Genomic DNA, 21,898 nt, shown 5'->3' with positions numbered 1-21,898 from the left:
CGCTGTGAGAGCCAGCTGGTAGATCGCAGCGACTGCGCCGCTGAAGACGTTTGCGGCGGAATTCGAGGAAACTCGCCTCAGCATACTGGTGCGCATAGTCTTGTATTTAAGAGCAATACACGTTGCTTATGGCTGGCTGAGAGGTACGCTCGCCCTGCTTCAGAGCTCGGGGAGGCCGAACGGCTGACTGAATTGACGCATTCAGCTGGCACGACCGAGCTCTAATGGTGTTACTTGATGTTGCGCCTGAGCTGACATGGCCTCACTAAGCTCCTGTCCCTGCACCCAGCGCACGCGCTCTTGAGAGGTTCGCGTAGCAATGACGTATGTCACCTGCACGGAAGTCCCCAGTCACATGCAGAGCAGACTCGCTGCCAAGCGGTTGCTGCAACAATTGTGCCACTTCGTTAACATTTGTCGGCAGCCCCGATCCCATATTAAGCGCGTCAAAGCCAGTTAAAGTTTTGTCCAGACCTAGGCAAATTGCACGTACAACATCGCTGACATGAACAAAGTCTCGGCCCTCGCGCCCATCCTCAATGATATTAATCGGGAGCCCTTGCCGCATCCTGTTTGACAAGATGGACAGAATTCCTGTGCAGGGATTATGCAGCGACTGTCGCTCGCCATAGATATCCTGAAAGCGTAGAGCGACCACAGTCGTCCCATAAACTTTTGCAAAGATACGACTGAAGGTCTCATTGGCAAGCTTAGTCGCCGCGTAGACAGATGCGGGGCGTGGTGTGACATGTTCGGGCGTTGCCACTAATTTCAGCATTTCCACGCTGGGGCCGTACGGTTCGAAATCTCCGGCCTTCATTCGCGAAGTGTCTCGCGACGTGGGAACAAAAAGCTGTTTGCCAAGGCGGTATGCTCCCTCACCATAAATTGTACGGCTCGATGCAAGAATGATGCGACTTATATGACGATGGCACGCCCCATTAGCCTCAAATAATGCCGCGGTCGCTTGCTGATTGACAGCATAGTAGTGTGCGATTTGGTACATGGACTGGCCCGTACAAGTTTCAGCAGCCAGATGAACGATTTCCTCCATACGGGCCAGTGCGATATCCATAACACTTCGGTTCCGCACATCAGCACAAAGAAATTCAACGTCGCCAGTTTTTAGCCAAGGGATATTTGACTGCCGCAATGCTCCGTGAGTTTGCGGACTTAGGTTATCTATAACTATAACTTCGTGTCCTGCTTCAATTAGTGACTCATCGAGCCAGGAACCAATAAAACCGGCGCCTCCTGTAACAAGAACCTTCATTTTTTCCAATTAATAGTTGCGTCTGTATTTGTCTTCGAGGCTCATTGTATCGTCTTCGCCAAGATAGCTTCACGATTGCACTTCTACTACTCCAAGGGAAATCTTTCCGGCGTTGTAAAGGCGATGGACCGCTCCAAGAGGGATATAGGTTGACTGGGTTTCTGTCAAAGTCATAACTTTATCGCCGTTAGTGATTACAGCAATTCCTTTGACTACGACCCAGTGCTCTGCTCGATGGTGATGCTTTTGTAAACTCAGGCTGGCCATGGATTTCACAGGTATTCTTTAACCTTGAAGCACCATCCTTGTCGATGCTGTCGTACCAACCATAAGGGCGGTGTAGCCTTCTGTGCGATTATGCTCTTTAGACTTATTAACATGCAGCTAGGTAACACTATTTTTGACATCCTGACTACGGGATTTATCTGCCACAAGGATCACGTCAAGGGTTTCGATGACGATGAGATTATCGAAACCAACTAGGCTAACGAGCCGGCTAGTGACGCGCACTAAGGTATTTTTGCTGTCTGCGGTCAGTATGTCACCTACCTGAGCATTACCGTTGGCGTCTTTGGGAAGTGCTTTATGGCGGCGTAGTCAACTGACTTAGAGGGAACGGCAGCAAATACAGCCCTACATGGGCGCACAAATTGGGCCCCTGAACTGCGCTTACCCCAGGCGTCCTGTGTAGCCTGCACGATGCTTGTCCGAAACTGCTCAAGTGCGTTGATCCATGCAGAGGCTTTGAGCACGACCATGCCTGCGTTCCAGAAGTAACGTCCCTCGTTCAAGTAGGCTTGGGCGGTAGCGGCATCAGACTTTTCCACAAGCCAGCGCACTGCATACGCGCCTGCATTCGCCTCAGCTTGATTGATTTGGATATAGCCATAACTCGTCTCTGGCTTGTCTGGTGTCACACCCAAAATAACGATGGTACCGTTAGCCGCCTCTCCCGCTACTTGTCGCATAGCGATGGTGAAGGCTAGCGCGTTAACCACCGTTTGATCGGCAAGCGTAACGACCAGCCCAGGGTCTGCGCTACCGTCCATGGCGGCCAGCGCTGCCAATGTAAGCGCTAGTGCAGTATTTCTGCCTGCCGGTCCCAGCAAAACACAGCCAAGCTCAACACCGTTTTCGCGAAGCTGTTCCAATGCCAAGAAAAGATGATATTCGCCGTTGATGACAATGGGAAATGCGGCCTTAATGTCTAAATTGCCAAGGTTGGCCAGACGTAAGGCCGCTTGCTGAAACAAGCTCTTTTTGCCGGTCAAGCAAAGAAACTGCTTAGGGAAGCAGGTGCGGAATAGTGGCCACAAGAGGGTGCCCGAATCACCACAAAGAATGACAAGGGTGACGTCGATCATGCTTTTTGTGTTCCTTGTCCGCAAACTTTTCAACCTCAGACTTCAGAGGTTCGATTTCTGTCCTCAGCGCCTCGTGCCCATCCATCTTGCGCTGCAGAAACCAATAGGTAATAGCCGCCTTTTCTGCCACACCTCTGGGGGTTAGATTGCCTTTAGGCAGTACCTCAATCCGCCCACGGTATACCGAACGTTTCGGCCAGCTGGGGCTGGGTAATGTCGAACTATTGTTCCAAAAAACGAAACGCGCTAAACGTAGTGCCTTTCAGAAGGCTGGCATGGCGGCTAGTCATGGTTTGTTTGGATTTCTCTGGTTTTTGGCACGCTACCGCCCTGTCGTATCACGATCGACATACGCGGAATCTATACCCAGACGTGTGGCTGGCGCGCCGCCCAGTGGGCGGGCGCCATAATCTGCACTTTTATTTGTACGAGTAGTAATACTTGTACGAAGACCCGTAACCCACGCGGTTGCGCTGTACACCGTTGTAAATAACGCCCTTAATGGGCGCAGCCACGCCCGAATGGCGCAGCTTGGCCATGGCGTCGCGCTGTTCGCTAACTGTGCTTTGTTCGGCACGGGCCACCATAAAGGCTACGGTGGTGTGCTTTAGAACGGCCAGGGCGTCGGCCACCGGCAAAATGGGCGGGGTATCTATAACAATAAGGTCGTATTTTTGGGCCAGGTTATCCAGCACCCGGGTAAACTGGTTCGACAACAGCAGCTCGCCCGGGTTGGGGGGTACGGTGCCGGCGGGCAGTACCGTTAACCCCGGTACGCCGGTGCTGTACTGCACCTGCTCAAGGCTAACATTGCCCGCCAGCACGTCCGACAACCCGGCTTGTTTTTTGTCTAGCCCGAAGTACAGGTGCAAGCGGGGGCGGCGCAAATCGGTACCCATAACCAGCACGCGCTGGCCGCCGGTGGCCAGCAGTGCGCCAAAGTTGGCCGACACAAAGGTTTTACCCACGCTGGCGGTGGCGCCGGTAAAGGTAATTACCTTGCCTGGCGCCCCCATTAGGGCAAAGGTTAAGCCGGTGCGCAACGAGCGCAGGCTTTCTATGGCCGGGTCTTCGGGGTGGCTAACGGCCAGCAAAGGGTTAGCCCCGGTGTTGGTTTGCCTGGCCTTGAATATTGACCGCCGCCCGGTTTCCGACAAGGGAATAGACACATACGTTGTAAGCCCGGTGGCCTGTTCAATTTGTTCGGGGCGCTGTACGGCGGGGCGTAAAAAATAGGCTACAAACGCCGCCAAAATGCCCAGCATTAAACCGGCAGCGCCGGCTACCGCCACCACCAGGGCCTTGCGCGGCGCCACAGGGCGGTCGTTGCGCAGGGCGTAGTCAATAATGCGCACATTGCCTATGGTTCCGGCTTCGGCCACCCGCAGTTCCTGGGCATTGTTAAGCAACGAAATGTACAAGGCCGTATTAACGCGGGCGTCGCGTTCGTAGGTAAACAGGCCGCGCTGGGCCTCGGGCAACTGGTTAATTTGCTTGTTCAGTTCGTTAATGGCCTTGCCAATAGCGGCTATTTGCTGGTTGGCGGCTTTAACGTCGGGGTGCTCGGGTTTAAAGCGCTGCAGCATTTCGTCGCGCTTAAGGGTGGCTTCCAGGCGGCTGTTTTCCAGTGCAATGGCTTGTTGCAACAGGCCTTCGGCTTCTTTGTCTACGGCTACGGTGCCGCTGCGTTCGCGGTAGCCGGTCAGGGCGTTTTCGGCTTCGTCTACGCTGCGCTTAACATTGGGCAACTGGGCTTCTAAAAACTTCAGGCTGCTGCGCGCTTCGGCGCTGCGACGCTCTACGTTTTGGGCCAGGTAGGCGTTGGCAATGGCGTTAACCATGTCGGTGGCAAACACCACGTCGCGGTGTTCAAAGCTAATATTGATAATGTCGCTTTGTTTGCCGGCCTCAGATACGTTCAGTTCTTTTCGTAATTGTTCTACGGCTTCGGTGGGGGCAATTTTTTTAACTTCGAAGCGGGTGCCGGGGCGGCCGGCCAGCTGGGTAACGGCTATAACCGCTGGTTCGCCGGCCACGTTAAAGGTATATCGGCGCCCGGCCGGGCCTTCCAGCAGCAGGTTGTCGTTGTTGTCGTACAGGGCAAAGCCCGCGTCGGTAACGCTTAGGTAAAAGGGCTGGCCCCACCAGCGGCGGGGCAATTGCAATTCCGAAACCTCCAGGCGCTCGCCGCCCCAGGCAAACGAATCCAGACCCAAAACGGGTTCGGCCAGCTGGTTGGGGGTGTTGGCGTCGTGGCGGCGTGCCAGTAAATTGCCCAGCAACGGAAACCGGTTGTCCACTTCAATGGCAATGTCGGCCTTGGTTTGGTTAATGGCTTTAAGCAATACCTCGCGCGAACGCAGAATTTCCAGTTCGCCTGCTACTTTACTGCCCTGCATGGCCGCCATGGGGTCGGAAAACACGGCCAGCCCGCTTAGCGCCCCGCCGGTTTGCTCTTCAACCTGTATTAGGGCGTCGGCCTTGTAAATGGGGGTTGCCAACAAGGCATAGGCCACGCCCGCAGCCAGCGCAGCTGCAAAAATGGCGCCCACCAGCCACAGGCGCTGGGCAATGACGTTAAACAGTTCGCCCAGGCTAATTTCGTCGTCGTGCACATCTTGGCCCGGGGGTACTGCGTTTTGCGTAGGTAAAGAATCAGACATTATTTAGGGTAAGCAGTAAATTAGCGGGCAAGGTTGTCCAGGTTGGTCAGGCCGCCAACTGAAGGCAGCAACTGGTTGATAACGCGCGACCAGCGTGTAACGGCGGCGGCGTCAACAAAAACCACATCGCGGGCTTGCAACCGGAAGCCGTCGGCCAATACCAGGGCGTCGGGCGAATTCGCGTTAAGGTGCCATACTTGGGGTTTCGCACCGGGTACGGCGCGCAGCACGTACACCTGGCTGCCATTCGATGTAGTGGGGTTAAGCCCGCCGGCATCGCCCAGGGCTTCGGCCAAGGTGTAAGCGCCATAGGGCAATAATACCGACTGCGGCTTGACCACTTCGCCCAGAACAAACACCTTGTTGTAGCGTTTTTCGGCCACATTCAGAATATCGCCGTCTTGCAACACCAGGTTTTGCGACATGTCGCCCTTTTGGTACAGGGCATACAGGTTAATGGCGTAGCGTACGCCGTTGCGCGTAAGCACCGCCTCGCGTTCGTCGGCGTTTTCGTTCAGGCCTTCGGCACGGGTAACTACGTCGGTAACGCGCAAGGGAACGTCGGTTAAAGCCACCGGCCCGGGCTTGTTAAATTGCCCCACGGCAAATACTTTGCGACCCCGGTACTGCACTACCGACACATCTACCTGGGGCTCGGTCAGGTACTGGGTAAGTTTTTGGGTCAGCTCGTTCCGGATGTCTGTGGTGCGGCGGCCGGCGGCCTTCACACGGCCTGCGTAGGGGTAAAAAAAGTAACCGTCGTCGGCCACCACCCGGCCGGCAATTTCGCTGGTAATTTGCCCTGCGGGGTTGTTCAGTTCGGGGTGGTTCCAAACAATTACGTTAAGGATATCGCCCGGGGCCACCAGGTACTGGTAGCTGCCGTTGCTGTTTGGCACGGCCGCGTTTCGGCGCGCCTGGTCAAGCTGGGCGGCAGCTTCAAGCTCTTGCCGTTGCTGGTATACGGTTTCGGGGGTAATGGTGTGAATATCCACACGCGCGGTAACGTCGTCGCCAAGGCTGCCGCTGCTGGTGGGGCGTTCGCCCTGCACGCCCAAATACATGCCTGTACAACCGGCCAGGGCCAGCAACAAGGCCACAAACGCCAAGGCGGCCATACTGCGCAACATGGCGGTGGCGCACGGCGGGGTTGGCGCGTCCTGACATACTCCGGCAGGCTCTGTAACGTTTTGGGCTATGGTTGGCATGGTTGAACGTAAGATCTGTTAAGGGTTGGGGGTAGCCTTGGCCAGCATACCGGCCTGCAGCAGGCGCGTGGCCCATTCTGTGCAGGCTTCTTGCATTAGGGGCCATTGTTCACGAAACACGGTTTCGGGCGCGTGTAAAGGGTCGGCCAGGTCGTGCCCGCCATTCCAGTGGCGCAGCAAAAACGTTTTGCCACCGGCCTGGGGGTAACGCTGCAAAATGTCGCGGCGGTGACCTTGGTCCATAACCAGCACAACGGTTGCCGCCTGGAAGTCTACCAAATTAACCGGTGCGCTACGTTTTTGCGGGTCAAGGGGCAAGCCGAAGTGGTTGGCCGTGGCCTGGGCAAACGGGTGCGGGCTGCGCCCGGCAGGCGCAGCCAGCCCGCGCGACACCACCTGCGCGTTTATACCCTGCTGTTGCAGGGCGTGGCGCATAAGCACTTCGGCCATGGGGCTGCGGCATATGTTGCCGGTGCACATAACCAAAATCAAGGGGCGGGTGTCGGGCATAGCATCCAGTTGGTTAATACTTCCCAGCGGGGGTTAAGGGCAGGGTCGGCCGAGTTAGACAGCGTTTGCGGTGTTTGTATGTTAACCAGCAAGCGGTCGTCAATGGTGTTTAGCACCACGCCGCGGGCAATGCGGGTGGGGGCAGCCCCTTCCGTGGTTACAGAGCACACCAATGTGCCTGGCTTGCCCAGCACGGGCAGCAAAACTTCAAGCACGCGCTTGCGTCGGGTGGTGGTGGGTGTACCAACGTCTTTGGGCACGCCTTGGTCGAAAGTGGCGGTATACCTGTCGCCCGAGGGCGAAAATATGTAGGTGCCCTTGCCGTGCTGGCGGTCGTTTTGCCAGCCGCCCTGGTAAACGTCGCCGCGCCAGGGCGAGGCTTTGCCATATTCGTAGCGGCCGTGGCCATGGCGCATGTCGTTTTCCCAGTGGCCGGCATAGCCGTCGCCGTTGGGGTACAGCTTTACGCCATAGCCATGCTTTTTGCCGGCCACAAACTGGCCTTGGTACAAGGCGCCGGCCGCGCCTTTGGCCTGCCCTTGGCCCTGGGCCAGGCCGTTTTCGCAGCCGCCGGCATAGTCGCCTTGCAGTTCGGGGTCGAAAACGCGGCAAGCGGGTGCTGTGGGTGCTGGGGCTTGCGTGGCTGCGGGTGCTGCGGCTTGTGCGGGCGCAGGTGTTTGCGCGGCTACGGGCGCTACCGCTTGTGCGGGCACAGGTGCATTGGGTTGGGCGCAGGCGGCGTGTGCTGCGGCCATGCCCAAAACCACCCCCGCTAGTCGGCCCCAGGTGTTCGTCATGGCGTGTCCTCGGGGGGGATGTCGGAAATGCCACGCAAACCGTCGCCGTCGCGGGCGTTTTCAAGCCAGCCTTTTTCGGCCATTTGGTACAGGTCGGCCGGCGAATTCACCATGCGGCCCACGTCGCGATTCCAGGGTGACAAGCTGAACGAGGCCGAGGCGCCGGAATCGTTGGTTAGCAGGGTGCCCAGCGGGATGCGCACAAAAACACCCTTGTCTTGATAGGGGTTGCCGGGGCTGCCGGGGCTTGTGATGTCGTTGCCGTTGGTATGGGTGTACCACACGCCAACCTCAAGGCCCGACTTGAACGTACGGGTTAGCTCGAAGCGTGCGCCCAGGTCGCCCGCCAGGAAGCGCCCGGCCCGCACGGTAGCGGTAAGTCCGTCGACCCAAGGCAGCCGGTAATGCCCCGAGGCCATAATTTGGTGGGTGCGGTACGACAAAAACCCCGTACCTTTGTAGTTGCGTTGCCGCAAAATGTCTACCGACACGTCGGCCGCCCAGCGCCCGCCCGACAAATACAGCGCCTGGGCCCCAAAACCGCCAAACATTTCTTCGTACAGCCCGAACGAGGCCCGCGTATACACCCGCTGCGACGGGTGCCACAGCTGGTTAAGCAACAGGCGGTCTAGTTTGTAGCGCGATGCCTGCCGGTACAAGGGCGCGTCGGAACGTACATGCGGCAACGTTGAGTTTGATTGCTGAGAAATATCGCTAATGGTTTCTAGTACCGACGCCCGCACAGCCCCTTCGAACCAAAGCCCCTGCCCCAGGTTGACGTCTAGTGCCGCGGTAAGGCCCAGGTCGTATTTAAAGATACCACTAGGGTCATTAAGTATGCTGGAAAATGACGGCGCCAGTGTAAACGAGGTTTGGTCGTGGGTGTCGAACTGTACTCGGGCCAGACCCCAGTCAAAATTGGTGCCTGCAGATTGCTGAAAAGCCAGCTCGTCGAGCATGGCGTTAAGGTCGTTGCGGCGGCTGGCCTCGAAGCGGCCATTGGGGTTGGCGTAGCTTAACGTAACGGCGTGGGCCAGTTCGCTGCGCGTGGCGGTACCCATAAAGTAGCGCTGCAATGTCGGCACGTCGAAAAACGTCCAGGTCATGCCGGCCACGCCACGGGTTTCCCAGGTAATTTCAAGGGTTTGGGTTTCAAACGGGGCGTAGGCCATGGCAATGCGGGCGGCACGCCCTACCCCGCGCGATGCGTAGCGGTAACGGTTGCTGGATACCGACAGCGACATTACGCCGTTGTGCCAGGCCACCCGTACGTTGCGCAGGCCTTCCTGGTGCAAGGCAACCAGCAGGTTTTGGCGAAACTGGCGGTCGGTTTCCCATTGGGCGGCGGTAGGCCGCGGCGCGGCGCTGGCCCAGGCGCCACCGGCAAACGGGCCGGCTTCGTTGATGTTGGGTACAAAACTGCGTGTACCCTGAAGCGGCAATGCCAATGACAGGTTGAAACCGTACTGATCCTGGTTGCGGGTGGCTTGCAGGGTAAGCGCGCCCCAGGTGTATTCGAGCCCTACGCCCAGGCGACCCGGCTTGCGGTTGCTTAAGCCGGTACTGGCGGCGAAAGGGTCGCGGTTGTAGGCGGTGCGGTCGTATTCGGCCACCAGCGCCCACGACGGCAGGCTTTTATGGCGGTAACGCAGGCCGGCGTAGGGGCCGTCGATGCGCTTGCGGCCATAACCCACGGTAGCATCAACGTTACCTAAGACGCCCAGGTCAACCCGCTTTGTGGCGGCAATAAATTCGCTGCGAAACAAGGCTGTGCCGTGTATGTCTTCGGCCCCTACCGACACTTCGGGCATCCAGCCCAGGCCAAAGGCGTTTTCGGGCAGCAAGCGCAGCTTGAAGCCAAAGGCCTTGTCTTTGTATGAGCCGTAATCGGTATTGTTTTGAAAGCCTTGAACACCGCTGATGCGCGTGTAGCGCCCCGACACTTGCAAGCCGGGCAACGCTTGCATAACGCCATAGGCGGCGCCATACGGGGCCGACCGGCTAAAACCCATGTACAGCATGCCGTCTTCGGCCATGCGGCCCGACGGCATGTTGATAAGGCCGGTTAACCCTAGCGATGTAGGCGACTCGGACGCTGCAGCGCGTTGCGCCGCGCCCAAGGCAACCAAAAGAAGGAAAATGGCAAGCAGACTGAACCCAAGAAAGGGTAAGCGCCCTACCGTCAGTGTGCTACGCATGTAACCCGAAGTGGGCGCCTGTTTAAGCCGGCACCTGTAGACAAGACAAGGGGCGCGCAAGGCAGGCGCGCCCCGGTACTAAAGCAATAGTTTTTAGCCGCCGTGGTGGCTGGTAGTTGGCGTAGAACCACCGCTGCTGCCGCCCGCTGCTGCAGCAGCGGCGGCAATGCCACCGACTACCGCCACACCGGCAGCAATGGCGCCCAGGCCAATACCGCCAATGGCGCCTACGCCAACGCCCGCCGCAGCTGCGCCAGCCGCGCCAGCTGCACCGGCGGCCGCACCTGCGCCAGCACCTGCCCCCGCAGCACCCGCACCTGCGCCAGCACCTGCCCCCGCAGCACCAGCACCCGTGCCCGTGCCCGTGCCCGTGCCCGAGGCACCCGCACCTGCGCCGCCAGCGGCTTGCGCCATGACGCTACCCGAAAAAGCGAGCGCAACCAGCGCTGCAGTAACTTTGGTTAACTTGGACATAGAGCCACCTTTGAGCTTGAGCGCGCGCCGTATTTAAGAGTGATTAACACGCCTGCGCACTGAGTTAAATTTTAAAACGTAATCCGTTCGGCCTAGTTTACAACAACTTTTTACACAATGGCAAAACCACCTGTTGTTAATTGGCGTTCACACTCATAATAGCTGACACCTTGCTGCCATAGACTGCCTCCAATAACAGGGGCTGCTTCCAATAACAAAGGCTGCGTTCAGTAACAAGCAATGTAGGGCGGCTGCTATGCCAATAGCAATATTTCAAGAATTATGTAGCGACGACGACATCTTCGTAAAACCGGAAGCCGATTGATCGAAGCGTCGTCACTGGCAGCTTAAGGCCACACGCCTCAAGGGCGCGGCGGCGCACCGTGTGACAGACAACGCCCACAACGCAAAAACCCAGGTTAAGAGACCGGCTGCACAGCCAACCGCATACCCATCGCCTTTAAAATTGCAGTCAGGCTTTTTAGCGCAGGATTACCTTGCGGTGAAAGTGTCCGGTAAAGCTGCGTCGGATTCAAGTGGGCCTGTTCGGCTACGGCTTGCACGCCACCAAACGCCTGCGTCAGCTGACGCAATACCGTCAGCAACTCAGCCTGATCCCCATCTTCCAAGATGGCGTTAATTACCTCGAAGGCAAGCGCCGGATCGCTACGATACAAATCAGCCATAGCATCAGTGTGAGATTTACTTTTCATGTTTCGGCCCTCTGCCTCCAGTCTTGCCAGCAGCCCACAGCACGCTCAATATCAAGATCCTGACTATTCTTGTCGCCGCCACATAACAACACCACCACCCGATGGCCCGACAGAGCGTAGTAAACGCGATACCCCGCCCCAACGTCGACACGCAACTCCCAAACACCATCGCGGCAAAACTTGTGATCACCAAAGTTCCCACCTTCGAGGCGAGAAATGCGTCTGATGATGGCCACTTTTGCCCGAATATCGCGCAAACGGGCTAACCAATCTATAAAAAGATCTTTTTGCCCATCAGCCGTTACGTAATGCTCGACAAGGTATCCAGCCATTTTCGTTTATAAACAAAATAAAAACAAGGGTGAAAACATCGACATACGCTCCATTAAGCGTTTATTGATGGGAACGTATCACGGGAGCATCTTCACGACCCTATATGCCGTGAGCATTTTGTCTACCTGCTTCGCGTATTTTCAGCTTCGCTGACCAGACCCACAACGCAAAAACCGCGCCCGAACACTTGCCGACAAGGCAGTATTCGGGCGCGGTTTGGTGATGCCGGGCTAACGCCTGGGCGCAGCCTGCATCAAGCGTGCTGCGCCGGCGGCGGGCCAGTTTACCAGACCGTGGATTAACCCAGCTTGGCAATGGCCGCGTTCAGCGTAGCGCTGGGGCGCATCGCTGCGTCGACCTTGGCTGTGTCGGGACGATAGTACCCACCAATGTCAACAGGCTTGCCTTGCGGGGCGGCCAGTTCGGCCACGATTTTGGCTTCGTTCTCGGTCAGTGTTTTGGCCACTTCGGCAAACTTGGCTTGCAAGTCGGCGTCGGCAGTTTGTTCGGCCAAAGCCTGGGCCCAGAACATAACCAGGTAGAAATGGCTGCCGCGGTTGTCGAGACCGCCCACTTTACGATCGGGCGAACGGTTTTCGTCGAGGAATTTACCGGTTGCGCGGTCGAGCGTGTCGGCCAGCACTTTGGCTTTGGGGTTGTTGTAGCTGTTGGCCAGGTGCTCAAGCGACGCGGCCAGGGCCAGGAATTCACCCAGCGAATCCCAGCGCAGGAAGCCTTCTTCGACAAACTGCTGCACGTGCTTGGGTGCCGAACCACCTGCACCGGTTTCGAACAGGCCACCACCAGCCATCAAAGGCACGATAGACAACATTTTTGCACTGGTGCCCAGTTCCATGATGGGGAACAGGTCGGTCAGGTAGTCGCGCAGGACGTTGCCGGTGACCGAAATGGTGTCTTTGCCCTGGCGAATACGCTCGAGCGAGAACAACGTGGCTTCGACCGGGGTCATGATGCGGATATCAAGGCCGTTGGTGTCGTGGTCTTTAAGGTAGCGCTGAACCTTTTCAATAAGCTGTGCATCGTGACCGCGTGCGGGGTCGAGCCAGAATACGGCTGGGGTGTTGCTAAGACGTGCGCGGTTAACGGCTAGTTTGACCCAGTCTTGAATCGGCGCGTCTTTAGTTTGGCACATGCGCCAGAGGTCGCCCGCCTGCACAGCGTGCTCGAGCAGTACGTTACCTGCAGCGTCGGTGACGCGTACAACGCCGTCGGCCGGCACAACAAACGTCTTGTCGTGTGAGCCGTATTCTTCGGCGGCCTGCGCCATCAGGCCCACGTTGGGAACGCTGCCCATTGTGGCCGGGTCGAACGCGCCATTGCGTTTGCAATCGTCAATAACAGCCTGGTAAACACCTGCATAGCAACGATCGGGAATCACGGCCTTGGCATCTTGCAACTTGCCCTCGGCGTTCCACATTTTGCCCGAATCGCGGATCATGGCAGGCATGGAGGCGTCGACGATGACGTCGCTGGGCACATGCAGGTTGGTAATGCCTTTGTCGGAATTGACCATGGCCAGACCGGGTTGCGCTTTATAGACAGCGTCGAGGTCGGCCTTGATGGCGCTTTGCTGTTCGGCGGGCAAATCGCCCAGACGAGCGTACAAATCGCCAATACCGTTATTGGGGTTGAAACCAATGGCCTTAAGGGCATCGGCATGCTTGGCCAGCACGTCTTTGTAGAACACCGACACGACATGGCCGAACAGTACCGGGTCGGAGACCTTCATCATGGTGGCTTTCAGGTGTACTGAAAACAAAACACCCTGGCGCTTGGCGTCTTCGATTTGCGCTTGCAAAAAGCTGCGCAGCTTGGCTACCGACATGACCGAAGCATCGATCACTTCACCGGCTTTAAGCGTGGTTTTTGCTTTAAGCACGGTGGTGGTGCCATCGTTGGCGGTCAGTTCGATTTTGACATCGCCGGCCTGGCCGACTGTTACCGATTTTTCGCTGCCGTAGAAGTCGCCGTCGGCCATGCTGGCCACATGCGCTTTGGAATCGGCTGCCCAGGCACCCATTTTGTGGGGGTGCTTGCGTGCGTAGTTTTTAACTGACAAAGGGGCACGACGGTCGGAGTTGCCTTCGCGCAGAACGGGGTTAACCGCACTGCCCTTGACCTTGTCGTAACGCGCCTTGATATCTTTTTCTTCGTCGGTTGCAGGTTCGTCGGGGTAGTCGGGCAAGGCATAACCTTGTGCCTGCAACTCTTTAATGGCGGCCTTCAGTTGCGGCATCGATGCACTAATGTTAGGCAGCTTGATGATGTTCGCTTCGGGCTGGGTTGCCAGCTGGCCCAGTTCGGCCAGCGCATCAGAAATTTTCTGTTCAGCCTTGAGCTTGTCGGAAAATACCGCCAGAATGCGGCCCGACAGAGAGATATCACGCGTTTCCATGGCGATACCGGCTGTACGGGCAAACGCTTCGACCATTGGCAACAACGAATGCGTCGCCAAAGCTGGCGCTTCATCGGTAAGGGTATAGATAATCTTGGAAGTCATAGTGTCCTCTTGAGCCTGTGTCTGTCGCGGAAAAAGCAGGCACCGTTATCCGGGACTGGCACCGCGGGTTAGCGTGATATGTCTTATATAAGATACAAGACAGCCCCCTATTATAGCGAGAGCGCTGTCAAGTTGGCATCCGGTTGATAATTTCCTGACCAAAACCTGAGCAAGATACCTGCGTGGCGCCCGGCAGACGTCGTGCAAAATCGTAGGTCACGACCTTGTCTTGAATAGCGGCCTCGATGCCGGCCACAATCAGGTCGGCGGCTTCGGGCCAGCCCAGATGGCGCAGCATCATTTCGGCCGACAAAATGGCTGCCCCCGGGTTGACGTAATCTTTACCGGCATACTTGGGCGCCGTGCCGTGCGTGACCTCGAACAGGGCCACCGAGTCGGACAGATTGGCGCCGGGAGCAATACCCGTGCCCCCAACCTGAGCCGCAACCGCGGCCGAAAAATAATCGCCGTTCAGGTTGGTGGTAGCAATGACGTCAAATTCTTTCGGGCGTAACAAAGCCTGCGGCAGGAAGGCGTCGGCAATGGCATCTTTAATAACAATGTCGCGGCCGGTTGTCGGGTTTTTAATGCGGCACCACGGCCCTTCATCGATGAGCTGCGCACCAAACTCGCGTCGGGCCAGGTCATACCCCCAGTCACGGAAAGCCCCCTCGGTGAACTTCATGATGTTGCCCTTGTGCACCAACGTAACCGAACTGCGGTCGTGGTCGATGGCGTACTGAATGGCTTTTCGAATCAGGCGCTCCGACCCTTCGCGAGACGCCGTTTTAATGCCGATGGCCGATGTTTTGGGATAGCGGATATCTTGCGCCCCCAGCGTGTTCTGCAAGAAATCAATCAGCGCATTGGCCTGATCAGATTCGGCCGGAAACTCGATGCCTGCATAGACGTCTTCTTCGTTTTCACGAAAGATCACCATATCGACGCGCTCGGGGTGCTGAACGGGCGACGGCACACCCTTGATATAGCGCACCGGGCGCAGGCAAACGTATAAGTCGAGCTGATGTCGTAAGGCCACATTGAACGAACGAATACCCCCGCTGACCGGGGTCGTCAGCGGGCCCTTGATGGCGACAACATAATCTTTGATGGCCTGCACCGTTTCGGCGGGCAACGCGGTTTGGCCATAGCGGTCGGCCGCACTTTGCCCGGCGTAAATTTCCATCCAGTGAATTTTGCGTGCGCCGTTGTAGGCCTTTTGTATCGCGACATCAACCACATTGCGCATCACCGGCATGATGTCTTTACCCGTGCCGTCGCCCTCGATAAACGGGATGACGACCTGGTCGGGTACCTGCAGTGTGCCGTCGGGATTAACGATAACCTTGCCGCCCTGACTGGGGACCTGAATATGCTGGTAAGACATGAGTGCTCCGGTGAGTATTCGCGTGGCCGGCGTGCGGCATTTGGGGCATTTTATCGCGAGCAAAACGCATACAGTAACCGCCCTGCACAGTGAGGACTAACCCGACCTTTTAATTTCATGCACATCCAAATACAATTTGGCACAAATTTGAGTACAAGCCATGCCACAACTCCAACAGCCTGTTCTGACCCCGCCCGAGACGCAACTGCCTGTGGCTTCGCCGTGTGCCTGCGCGTTCACGCTGATGTGCGATGAAAACTGGCAAATCATCTGGGCATCGCCTGAACTGCAGACATTGACGGGCTATGCTGCCAACGAGGTCGTGGGCAAAAACCCTTGCGACTTCCTGCATGGCCCCGACACCGATGCCGGTGCACTTGACCAACTGCGCGAATGTGTCGCCCACAAAAAGCATTTTTCAGGCGAAATGCTGAACTACAAAAAAGACCGCACGCCGTTCTGGGTTCACCTGAGCTTCAACCCTGTCTTCAACGATCACAACGAGTTTCAGCACTTTGTCGCGATCCGGACGGTGAACACGTATGCGGCGTTTATTGAAGAGCAAACGCGAGCCTATGTCACGCGCATGGAGCGTCAACGCAATGTGCTGATCCGGGAAGTGCATCACCGTATCAAGAACAGCCTGCAAGGTGTTGCCGGCATGTTGCGCCAGCATGCCCAGTCGGAGCCCCGGGCCGCCCACGTACTGGAAAAGGCCATTGCGCAGGTGCGCACCATCGCGGTTGTACACGGGCTTGAAGGCAAGGCGCTATACAACGAGGTGGTGTTGTGCGAAATGGCCCCCAGTATTGCCCGGATGGTACAAGAGCTGGTGTTGCCCGACGGCCCGCACTTTACGGTGACCGTCAATGTGCCTGAACGCATTCGGGTTTGCGAGCAAGAGCGCGTACCCATTGCCCTGATATTGAACGAATTGATACTTAACGCGGCCAAGCACCTGTCGGCATCCGAGCGACACAATACCTTAGGCGTAAGCGTCGCCTGGCAGTCACAGCTTGAATGTGCGCGCATCACTATTACCAACCCGGGCCGACTGCCCGATGATTTTGATTTTGCGTCCGAACAAGGCATAGGGACTGGGCTTGAACTGGTACGCTCGATGCTGCCGGCGCACGGCGCCACCCTGACATTTGCCAATCGCCCCGGGTTCGTCGAAACACAACTTACGCTTTCGCCCCCGGTCATTTACAGCGTCAACCCCGCACGCCAACTTTAGCCACTATGACTCCCTCGCAGCCATCCGCCGCCGTCAAACTTCATCTTCTGGTTGTCGACGATGACCGCCTTGTACTTGCAACGCTGTCAAAAGGGCTCAAATACGCGGGCTTTGCCGTAACCGAAGCCTACTCAGGCGAACAAGCCCTGCAATTGCTGCAAGACCTCACGCCCGACCTCGCTATCCTGGACATCAGTATGCCGGGTGTGTCCGGGCTTGAGGTGGCTCGTCAGCTACGGGCCGAAACGCAAGTGCCGTTTATTTTTCTTACGGCCTACGGAGACGAGGAAACCGTAAAAGAGGCCACCGAAAGCGGCGCCGTCGGCTATCTGGTCAAACCCATCGACACGGCACAACTCATTCCGGCAATTAAAGCGGGCCTGGCTCGCGCAGCAGACATTGTTGAACTGCAAAGAAACGAAGCGCACCTGAACCAGGCGCTCGAATCCAGCCGTGAAATCAGTATTGCCATTGGCATCATCATGGAAAGAGCCCGGCTTGACCATGACCGTGCTTTTCAGGCCTTGCGCGCACAGGCGCGCCGCACTCGCCGGCAAGTTCAAGACTTGGCCAAGTCACTGATAGCAGCTCACGAAACACTCAGCCAGTTCGACGCCTAGGGTTATCCTCACCTAGTCAATGATTTTGCATGCGTTAATAATCAGGACGCAAAGCAAGAACAAACTAGTACTTGGCAACGCCCGCCGGCCCCAAACCCGCCTGCTCTCGCGTTTGCCACAGTCGCCCAAAACCCGCGACCCATCTCAAACCTGGCCCAGCACCCGCCATTGCCCGTAAACCGCCGGCAACATGAAGCGCGTTGCAACCGCATTACGCGTTGCGCCCACCGGCGTCACCAGGACCAGAGGACATGAGACAGGAACGCGCAGTAACGCATCGGGAATATATATTGCAGGACACCGAGACCATCGTCTCGAAAACAGACCTGCAGGGCAACATCACCTACGTCAATCAAGACTTTGTTCGCATCAGCGGCTTTTCGGAGCAGGAGCTGCTGGGCGCCCCGCAAAATATTGTGCGCCACCCCGACATGCCCAAAGCGGCGTTTTACGACCTGTGGCAAACACTGCGCAGTGGCAAAGCCTGGACAGGCCTGGTCAAGAACCGCTGCAAGAACGGCGACCATTACTGGGTCGAGGCCCATGCCGCCCCCATCACCGAAAACGGCGAGATCACGGGCTACACCTCGGTTCGCGTCAAACCTTCACCTGAACAGGTCGCAGCCGCCGAAGCCGCCTACCGCGAAATTCGTGAAGGGACACGACGCATCACCGTCAGAGAAGGCGCGGTCGTACGTCGCCCTCGCCTGTCACGTCACCCGCAAACACCCCCCACCGAACTGTCATTGAAAACCCGTCTTGTTTTATGGACGCTTTGCATGATGACCCTGTTTCTGGTGAATGCCTTTGTGGTGTGGCAGTTGAATCTGGCCAACACCACGGTCACATCGGTACTACCGCTGCTGGCCGAACTGCTGATGCTTTGTGGTGCGGCGCTGTCTGCCTATGGCGGCATTGCCATCTATAGACGGCTGATCAGCCCCCTGGCCCGTGCGCAGCAAGACATCGACCGCATGAGTGCCGGCGATCTGTCCGGCCGTATCGACGCCCTGGGTAACAACGAAATTGCCAACCTCATGCAGTCGCTGCGCAAGCTGCAGATCAACGTCAAGCTGCTGGTGGGGCAAATCAAAGAGTCGACACAACAGGTCAATGCCCAAGCCATACATTTGGCCAGCGACAACACCCTGCTGGCACAGCGCACCGACTCGCAGGCCGGCAACGTCGAGGAAACGTCTGCCTCGGTGACCGAACTGACATCGATTGTTCAACAACATGCCGAGAACTCGGAGGCCGCCAATCAACTGGTGGCCTCGACTGCCGAAGCCGCGACGCGCGGGGCCGAAGCCGCCGCGCAGGTTACCCGCACCATGACCGACATCCAGGAAAGCGCTCGCAAAGTGGTTGACATCATCGGCATGATCAACACGATTGCGTTCCAGACCAATATTCTGGCGTTGAATGCCGCTGTCGAGGCCGCGCGGGCCGGCGACCAGGGGCGTGGCTTTGCCGTGGTAGCCGCAGAAGTGCGCAGCCTGGCACTGCGCAGCGCCGATGCCGCAAAAGACATCAGAACGCTGATCGAAGCATCGGTGACACGCATTGACGCCGGCAGCCGGCAGGTCGACCAGACCGCGCAGATCATGCAGGACATCCTTGACTCGGCCCATCGGGCCACAATGCTGATGGGCGAAATTGCGGCTGCAGGAAAAGAACAAAGCACAGGCATCGAACACATCAATCAGGCCGTCGGGCAGATTGAAGCCATCACCCAGGACAATGCCGCCGCCGTAGCAAGCACGGCAAAAACCGCAGAATCCCTGCAACTGCAAGCCGCTCACCTTAGCGCACTGCTCAATGCTTTCAAGTTGATCGAGACCCACACAACCGCCAACGCCTTGACCCGGACCCGGCCGGCTAAAAAGCAGCAACCGCTACGCCTGCTTAAACGCAATGCCCCCGTGCCCCGCTTGAAACTGGGCTGAAGAACGACAAGGCCGATGCATGAAAGACCTGAAAGAGAAAGTCGATGCCCTGACGCATAGCCTGGGGCTTGACGACGACGAGATCCATCAACGCAAGGCGTTTCTGGAGCTTACCGATGAAGATGCGCTGCGATTGCGACGTGCCCATGAGCTGCTGGGTAAAGAGTCCAAACGTTTCGCAGACGCCTTCTACGCCCATTTGTCGCGGTTTGATGCGATCAAGCCCCTGCTGGAAGGTGACGGTCGACTCGACCGGCTTAAGCACGTGCAAGGGCAGTACTTTAATACCCTGACGGCCGGCGATTACGGCCCCGACTATGTGCGCGACCGCCTGCGCGTGGGCCTGGTGCACCAGCATATCGGGCTTGAACCTACCTGGTACCTGGGCGCCTACCGGAAATACGTCGCCGAGATGCAAAAGCTGCTGTGGCAGGCGTTGGGCCACGAACCCGACGAATACATGAAGACCTGCGATGCGCTGATGAAGGTCGTCAACTTTGATATTGGCCTGGCACTGGACACTTATTTTCACGCAGATACTGAAGAAATCCGCGAGCATAAGGAATATGCCGAAAGTATTGTGTCGACCATGCCCACCGGACTAATGGTCGTCAGTGCAAACCTTGTGGTGCTGTCAATGAACCCGGCCATGCGAGTTATCTTCAGGCTTGACGATGACTTGTCCGCCGAGGGTTTGCCTTTGTCCAGCCTGGTAAAAAGCAGTTTGCTGCTAGAGGCCGGCACCGACGTGCTTGAAACCGGCAACGCCCAGAACAGTATTTTTGTCACCCTGGATCAGGCCGACATCCGCCTGAAACTTGAATTCAACCTGAGCTGCATCCGGTTCAGGGGTAAACCGCTACTGCTGGTAATGGCACAAGACATTACCGAAAAACTGAACGTAAAAGCCAAACTTGCACAAAGCGAAGAACGCTACCGCCTGACCTTCAACCTGGCCGCGGTGGGCATGGCACAAACCGATGCCGACGGGCGTATCACCCGTATCAACCAGAAACTGTGCGATGTGCTGGGGTATGAGCGTCAGGAGTTGCTGGGCATGCGCTTCCCGCAACTGACACACCCAGACGACCGCAACGATGCCGATGCCATGACCCGCCGTGTGATGGCCGGAGAGCTGGAGCACTACAGCAAAGAGCGGCGATACCTGCACAAGGCAGGGCACGTCATCTGGACACGCGCCACTGTATCGTGCCTGCGCGAAGACAGTTCGCGCATGGGGTTGATCGTTGTGCTTGAAGATATTTCGGACCGCAAACGCATGGAAGAGGCGCTGGTCAAGCTGGCGGGGCATGACGCACTCACCGACCTGCCCAACCGTGTGCTGCTGCAAGACCGGCTAAGCAAGGCTCTGGCCCGTGCAAAGCGCAACCAACAGCAAGTGGCCGTGATGTACCTGGACCTGGATCGTTTCAAACATGTGAATGACAGCCAGGGGCACGCCGCAGGCGATGCCATGCTGGCCGAGGCCGCCCGACGGCTGACCGCCAGCGTTAGAGAGACCGATACGGTGGCCAGACTGGGCGGCGATGAGTTTGTGGTGATCTTGGAGAACATTGAGGGTAGCCGCATTGCTACCGCAAGAGCCCAAGGCATTTTGCGTGCGCTGGCCACCCCTTTTGCATACAAAGACCGCAATCTTTATACCGGCGCCAGCATTGGCATTGCCCTATTCCCGAAAGACGGCCCAGACGGCGACACCCTGTTAAAACATGCGGACTCGGCCATGTACCAGGCCAAAGAGGCCGGACGCAATAACGTGCAGTTCTATACGCCCGAAGTCAATGCTCAGCACATTCGGCGGTTGTTCATTGCCGACGGCTTGCGCCGGGCCCTAGAACAGAACGAGCTCCAGCTACACTACCAGCCAAAAATCAGGGCTGGTTGCGGGCGGATCATCGGCGTCGAGGCCTTGCTGCGATGGACATTGCCCGACGGCGTACACATCGCCCCCGACGAGTTCATCCCGGTCGCCGAAGACACGGGTCTGATTTTGCCTATCGGCCAGTGGGTACTGAAACAAGCCTGCACAAATATTGTGAAATGGCGCGCCCATGCCAACCCCAACATGCGGGTATCGGTAAACTTGTCGGCACGCCAGTTCAAGAATCAGGATATTGTCTCGCAGATAAAAAAGACTCTTGAAGACGCACAGTGCCCGGCCGACGCGCTTGAGCTGGAAATTACCGAAAGCGTGCTGATGGAGCGCCCGGATCAGGTAACCAGCACCCTGCGCACCCTGCACGACATGGGTATCCGGCTTTCGATAGACGACTTTGGCACGGGCTACTCAAGCCTGAGCTACCTGCGTAACTTTCCGATCCATGAGCTGAAGATCGACCGGTCGTTTATTGAAGACATTACACAGGACGAAAGCCACGCCGCCATCGTAAAGGCCATTATTACCCTGGCCCACAGCATGAAACTGACCGTACTGGCCGAAGGCGTTGAAACCGAAGCCCAGCTTCACTACCTGCGCAATGAACGCTGCGATCACCTGCAAGGTTATTTTTTCAGCCGGCCCTTACCCGGTCAGGCGTTGGAAGAACTACTGTTGGCAGGCGCCGAGATCACTTAACGCCACCGGCGGTTTGGGCCGGGTGGCAACGTACGCTGTGAACAGTAAACAGCCGGGT

The 21,898-nt window shown here is 57.3% G+C and carries 18 protein-coding genes; 4 read left to right on the top strand and 14 right to left on the bottom strand.

The features are described from left to right. Positions 1-265: 265 nt before the first annotated feature. From GTU67_RS07920 to icd, 14 genes are all read right to left on the bottom strand, one after another. A complete protein-coding gene (locus GTU67_RS07920) occupies positions 266-1,273 on the bottom strand; it encodes an NAD-dependent epimerase/dehydratase family protein (protein WP_185779546.1) in 1,008 nt (335 codons plus the stop codon). 69 nt (positions 1,274-1,342) lie between these two features. After that, entirely contained in the window at positions 1,343-1,540 is a 198-nt protein-coding gene (locus GTU67_RS15595) for a cupin domain-containing protein (RefSeq protein ID WP_346727003.1), read from the bottom strand. 117 nt (positions 1,541-1,657) lie between these two features. Beyond that, positions 1,658-1,783: a hypothetical protein gene (locus GTU67_RS15700; protein WP_430459003.1), complete on the bottom strand. Its 126-nt coding sequence runs from the start codon at positions 1,781-1,783 to the stop codon at positions 1,658-1,660. Positions 1,784-1,818: 35 nt separating this feature from the next. Then, entirely contained in the window at positions 1,819-2,637 is an 819-nt protein-coding gene (locus GTU67_RS15590; protein ID WP_346727001.1) for a sugar phosphate nucleotidyltransferase, read from the bottom strand. A 419-nt stretch (positions 2,638-3,056) separates the two neighbouring features. After that, on the bottom strand, positions 3,057-5,300 hold the full coding sequence (locus GTU67_RS07910) for a polysaccharide biosynthesis tyrosine autokinase (protein ID WP_185779545.1): 2,244 nt from the start codon (positions 5,298-5,300) through the stop codon (positions 3,057-3,059). 20 nt (positions 5,301-5,320) lie between these two features. Further along, positions 5,321-6,430: a polysaccharide biosynthesis/export family protein gene (locus tag GTU67_RS07905; RefSeq protein ID WP_185779544.1), complete on the bottom strand. Its 1,110-nt coding sequence runs from the start codon at positions 6,428-6,430 to the stop codon at positions 5,321-5,323. A gap of 96 nt (positions 6,431-6,526) precedes the next feature. Further along, positions 6,527-6,988: a low molecular weight protein-tyrosine-phosphatase gene (locus tag GTU67_RS07900; RefSeq protein ID WP_283245248.1), complete on the bottom strand. Its 462-nt coding sequence runs from the start codon at positions 6,986-6,988 to the stop codon at positions 6,527-6,529. A gap of 8 nt (positions 6,989-6,996) precedes the next feature. Further along, positions 6,997-7,815, bottom strand: coding sequence for an MORN repeat-containing protein (locus GTU67_RS07895; RefSeq protein ID WP_185779542.1), 819 nt, complete (start codon positions 7,813-7,815; stop codon positions 6,997-6,999). After that, the gene (locus tag GTU67_RS07890) at positions 7,812-10,013 is read right to left on the bottom strand and encodes a YjbH domain-containing protein (RefSeq protein ID WP_185779541.1); all 2,202 of its coding nucleotides are present in this window, start codon (positions 10,011-10,013) and stop codon (positions 7,812-7,814) included. Before GTU67_RS07890 ends, GTU67_RS07895 begins: the two co-directional genes overlap by 4 nt. A 93-nt stretch (positions 10,014-10,106) precedes the next feature. Further along, entirely contained in the window at positions 10,107-10,487 is a 381-nt protein-coding gene (locus GTU67_RS07885; RefSeq protein ID WP_185779540.1) for a hypothetical protein, read from the bottom strand. Positions 10,488-10,906: 419 nt separating this feature from the next. Further along, positions 10,907-11,200: a helix-turn-helix domain-containing transcriptional regulator gene (locus GTU67_RS07880; RefSeq protein ID WP_185779539.1), complete on the bottom strand. Its 294-nt coding sequence runs from the start codon at positions 11,198-11,200 to the stop codon at positions 10,907-10,909. Further along, the gene (locus GTU67_RS07875; RefSeq protein ID WP_185779538.1) at positions 11,197-11,532 is read right to left on the bottom strand and encodes a type II toxin-antitoxin system RelE/ParE family toxin; all 336 of its coding nucleotides are present in this window, start codon (positions 11,530-11,532) and stop codon (positions 11,197-11,199) included. The genes GTU67_RS07880 and GTU67_RS07875 overlap by 4 nt, the downstream gene beginning before the upstream one ends. Positions 11,533-11,831: 299 nt before the next feature. After that, a complete protein-coding gene (locus GTU67_RS07870; protein ID WP_185779537.1) occupies positions 11,832-14,054 on the bottom strand; it encodes an NADP-dependent isocitrate dehydrogenase in 2,223 nt (740 codons plus the stop codon). Between the two features lie 127 nt (positions 14,055-14,181). After that, a complete protein-coding gene (gene icd, locus GTU67_RS07865; RefSeq protein WP_185779536.1) occupies positions 14,182-15,441 on the bottom strand; it encodes an NADP-dependent isocitrate dehydrogenase in 1,260 nt (419 codons plus the stop codon). Between the two features lie 160 nt (positions 15,442-15,601). Between icd and GTU67_RS07860 the strand changes: the two genes are divergently transcribed. The 4 genes from GTU67_RS07860 (at position 15,602) to GTU67_RS07845 (ending at position 21,840) form a co-directional block, all read left to right on the top strand. Next, complete coding sequence (locus GTU67_RS07860) at positions 15,602-16,678, top strand: PAS domain-containing sensor histidine kinase (RefSeq protein ID WP_185779535.1); 1,077 nt, start codon at positions 15,602-15,604, stop codon at positions 16,676-16,678. A gap of 5 nt (positions 16,679-16,683) precedes the next feature. Continuing rightward, positions 16,684-17,298, top strand: a complete 615-nt coding sequence (locus tag GTU67_RS07855; RefSeq protein WP_185779534.1) for an ANTAR domain-containing response regulator — start codon at positions 16,684-16,686, stop codon at positions 17,296-17,298. A gap of 251 nt (positions 17,299-17,549) precedes the next feature. Further along, positions 17,550-19,244, top strand: a complete 1,695-nt coding sequence (locus tag GTU67_RS07850) for a methyl-accepting chemotaxis protein (protein WP_185779533.1) — start codon at positions 17,550-17,552, stop codon at positions 19,242-19,244. A 19-nt stretch (positions 19,245-19,263) separates the two neighbouring features. Beyond that, entirely contained in the window at positions 19,264-21,840 is a 2,577-nt protein-coding gene (locus GTU67_RS07845; RefSeq protein ID WP_185779532.1) for an EAL domain-containing protein, read from the top strand. The last annotated feature ends 58 nt before the right edge of the window (positions 21,841-21,898 follow it).

Origin of the sequence: Pusillimonas minor, from assembly GCF_014237865.1 — a bacterium.
Taxonomy (GTDB): Bacteria; Pseudomonadota; Gammaproteobacteria; order Burkholderiales; family Burkholderiaceae_B; genus Neopusillimonas; species Neopusillimonas minor.
The sequence above is the reverse complement of the archived record's forward strand: the minus strand, read 5'-3'. Positions and strand labels throughout refer to the sequence as shown.

Bases quoted from the DNA above. Each gene is read 5' to 3' on its own strand.
- GTU67_RS07895 (WP_185779542.1), bottom strand. From the start codon at position 7,815: ATGACGAACACCTGGGGCCGACTAGCGGGGGTGGTTTTGGGCATGGCC.
- GTU67_RS07910 (WP_185779545.1), bottom strand. From the start codon at position 5,300: ATGTCTGATTCTTTACCTACGCAAAACGCAGTACCCCCGGGCCAAGAT.
- GTU67_RS15595 (WP_346727003.1), bottom strand. From the start codon at position 1,540: ATGGCCAGCCTGAGTTTACAAAAGCATCACCATCGAGCAGAGCACTGG.
- GTU67_RS07890 (WP_185779541.1), bottom strand. From the start codon at position 10,013: ATGCGTAGCACACTGACGGTAGGGCGCTTACCCTTTCTTGGGTTCAGT.
- GTU67_RS07880 (WP_185779539.1), bottom strand. From the start codon at position 11,200: ATGAAAAGTAAATCTCACACTGATGCTATGGCTGATTTGTATCGTAGC.
- GTU67_RS07900 (WP_283245248.1), bottom strand. From the start codon at position 6,988: ATGTGCACCGGCAACATATGCCGCAGCCCCATGGCCGAAGTGCTTATG.
- GTU67_RS07850 (WP_185779533.1), top strand. From the start codon at position 17,550: ATGAGACAGGAACGCGCAGTAACGCATCGGGAATATATATTGCAGGAC.
- GTU67_RS07845 (WP_185779532.1), top strand. From the start codon at position 19,264: ATGAAAGACCTGAAAGAGAAAGTCGATGCCCTGACGCATAGCCTGGGG.
- GTU67_RS07875 (WP_185779538.1), bottom strand. From the start codon at position 11,532: ATGGCTGGATACCTTGTCGAGCATTACGTAACGGCTGATGGGCAAAAA.
- GTU67_RS07885 (WP_185779540.1), bottom strand. From the start codon at position 10,487: ATGTCCAAGTTAACCAAAGTTACTGCAGCGCTGGTTGCGCTCGCTTTT.
- GTU67_RS07870 (WP_185779537.1), bottom strand. From the start codon at position 14,054: ATGACTTCCAAGATTATCTATACCCTTACCGATGAAGCGCCAGCTTTG.
- icd (WP_185779536.1), bottom strand. From the start codon at position 15,441: ATGTCTTACCAGCATATTCAGGTCCCCAGTCAGGGCGGCAAGGTTATC.
- GTU67_RS07860 (WP_185779535.1), top strand. From the start codon at position 15,602: ATGCCACAACTCCAACAGCCTGTTCTGACCCCGCCCGAGACGCAACTG.
- GTU67_RS07920 (WP_185779546.1), bottom strand. From the start codon at position 1,273: ATGAAGGTTCTTGTTACAGGAGGCGCCGGTTTTATTGGTTCCTGGCTC.
- GTU67_RS07855 (WP_185779534.1), top strand. From the start codon at position 16,684: ATGACTCCCTCGCAGCCATCCGCCGCCGTCAAACTTCATCTTCTGGTT.
- GTU67_RS15590 (WP_346727001.1), bottom strand. From the start codon at position 2,637: ATGATCGACGTCACCCTTGTCATTCTTTGTGGTGATTCGGGCACCCTC.
- GTU67_RS07905 (WP_185779544.1), bottom strand. From the start codon at position 6,430: ATGTTGCGCAGTATGGCCGCCTTGGCGTTTGTGGCCTTGTTGCTGGCC.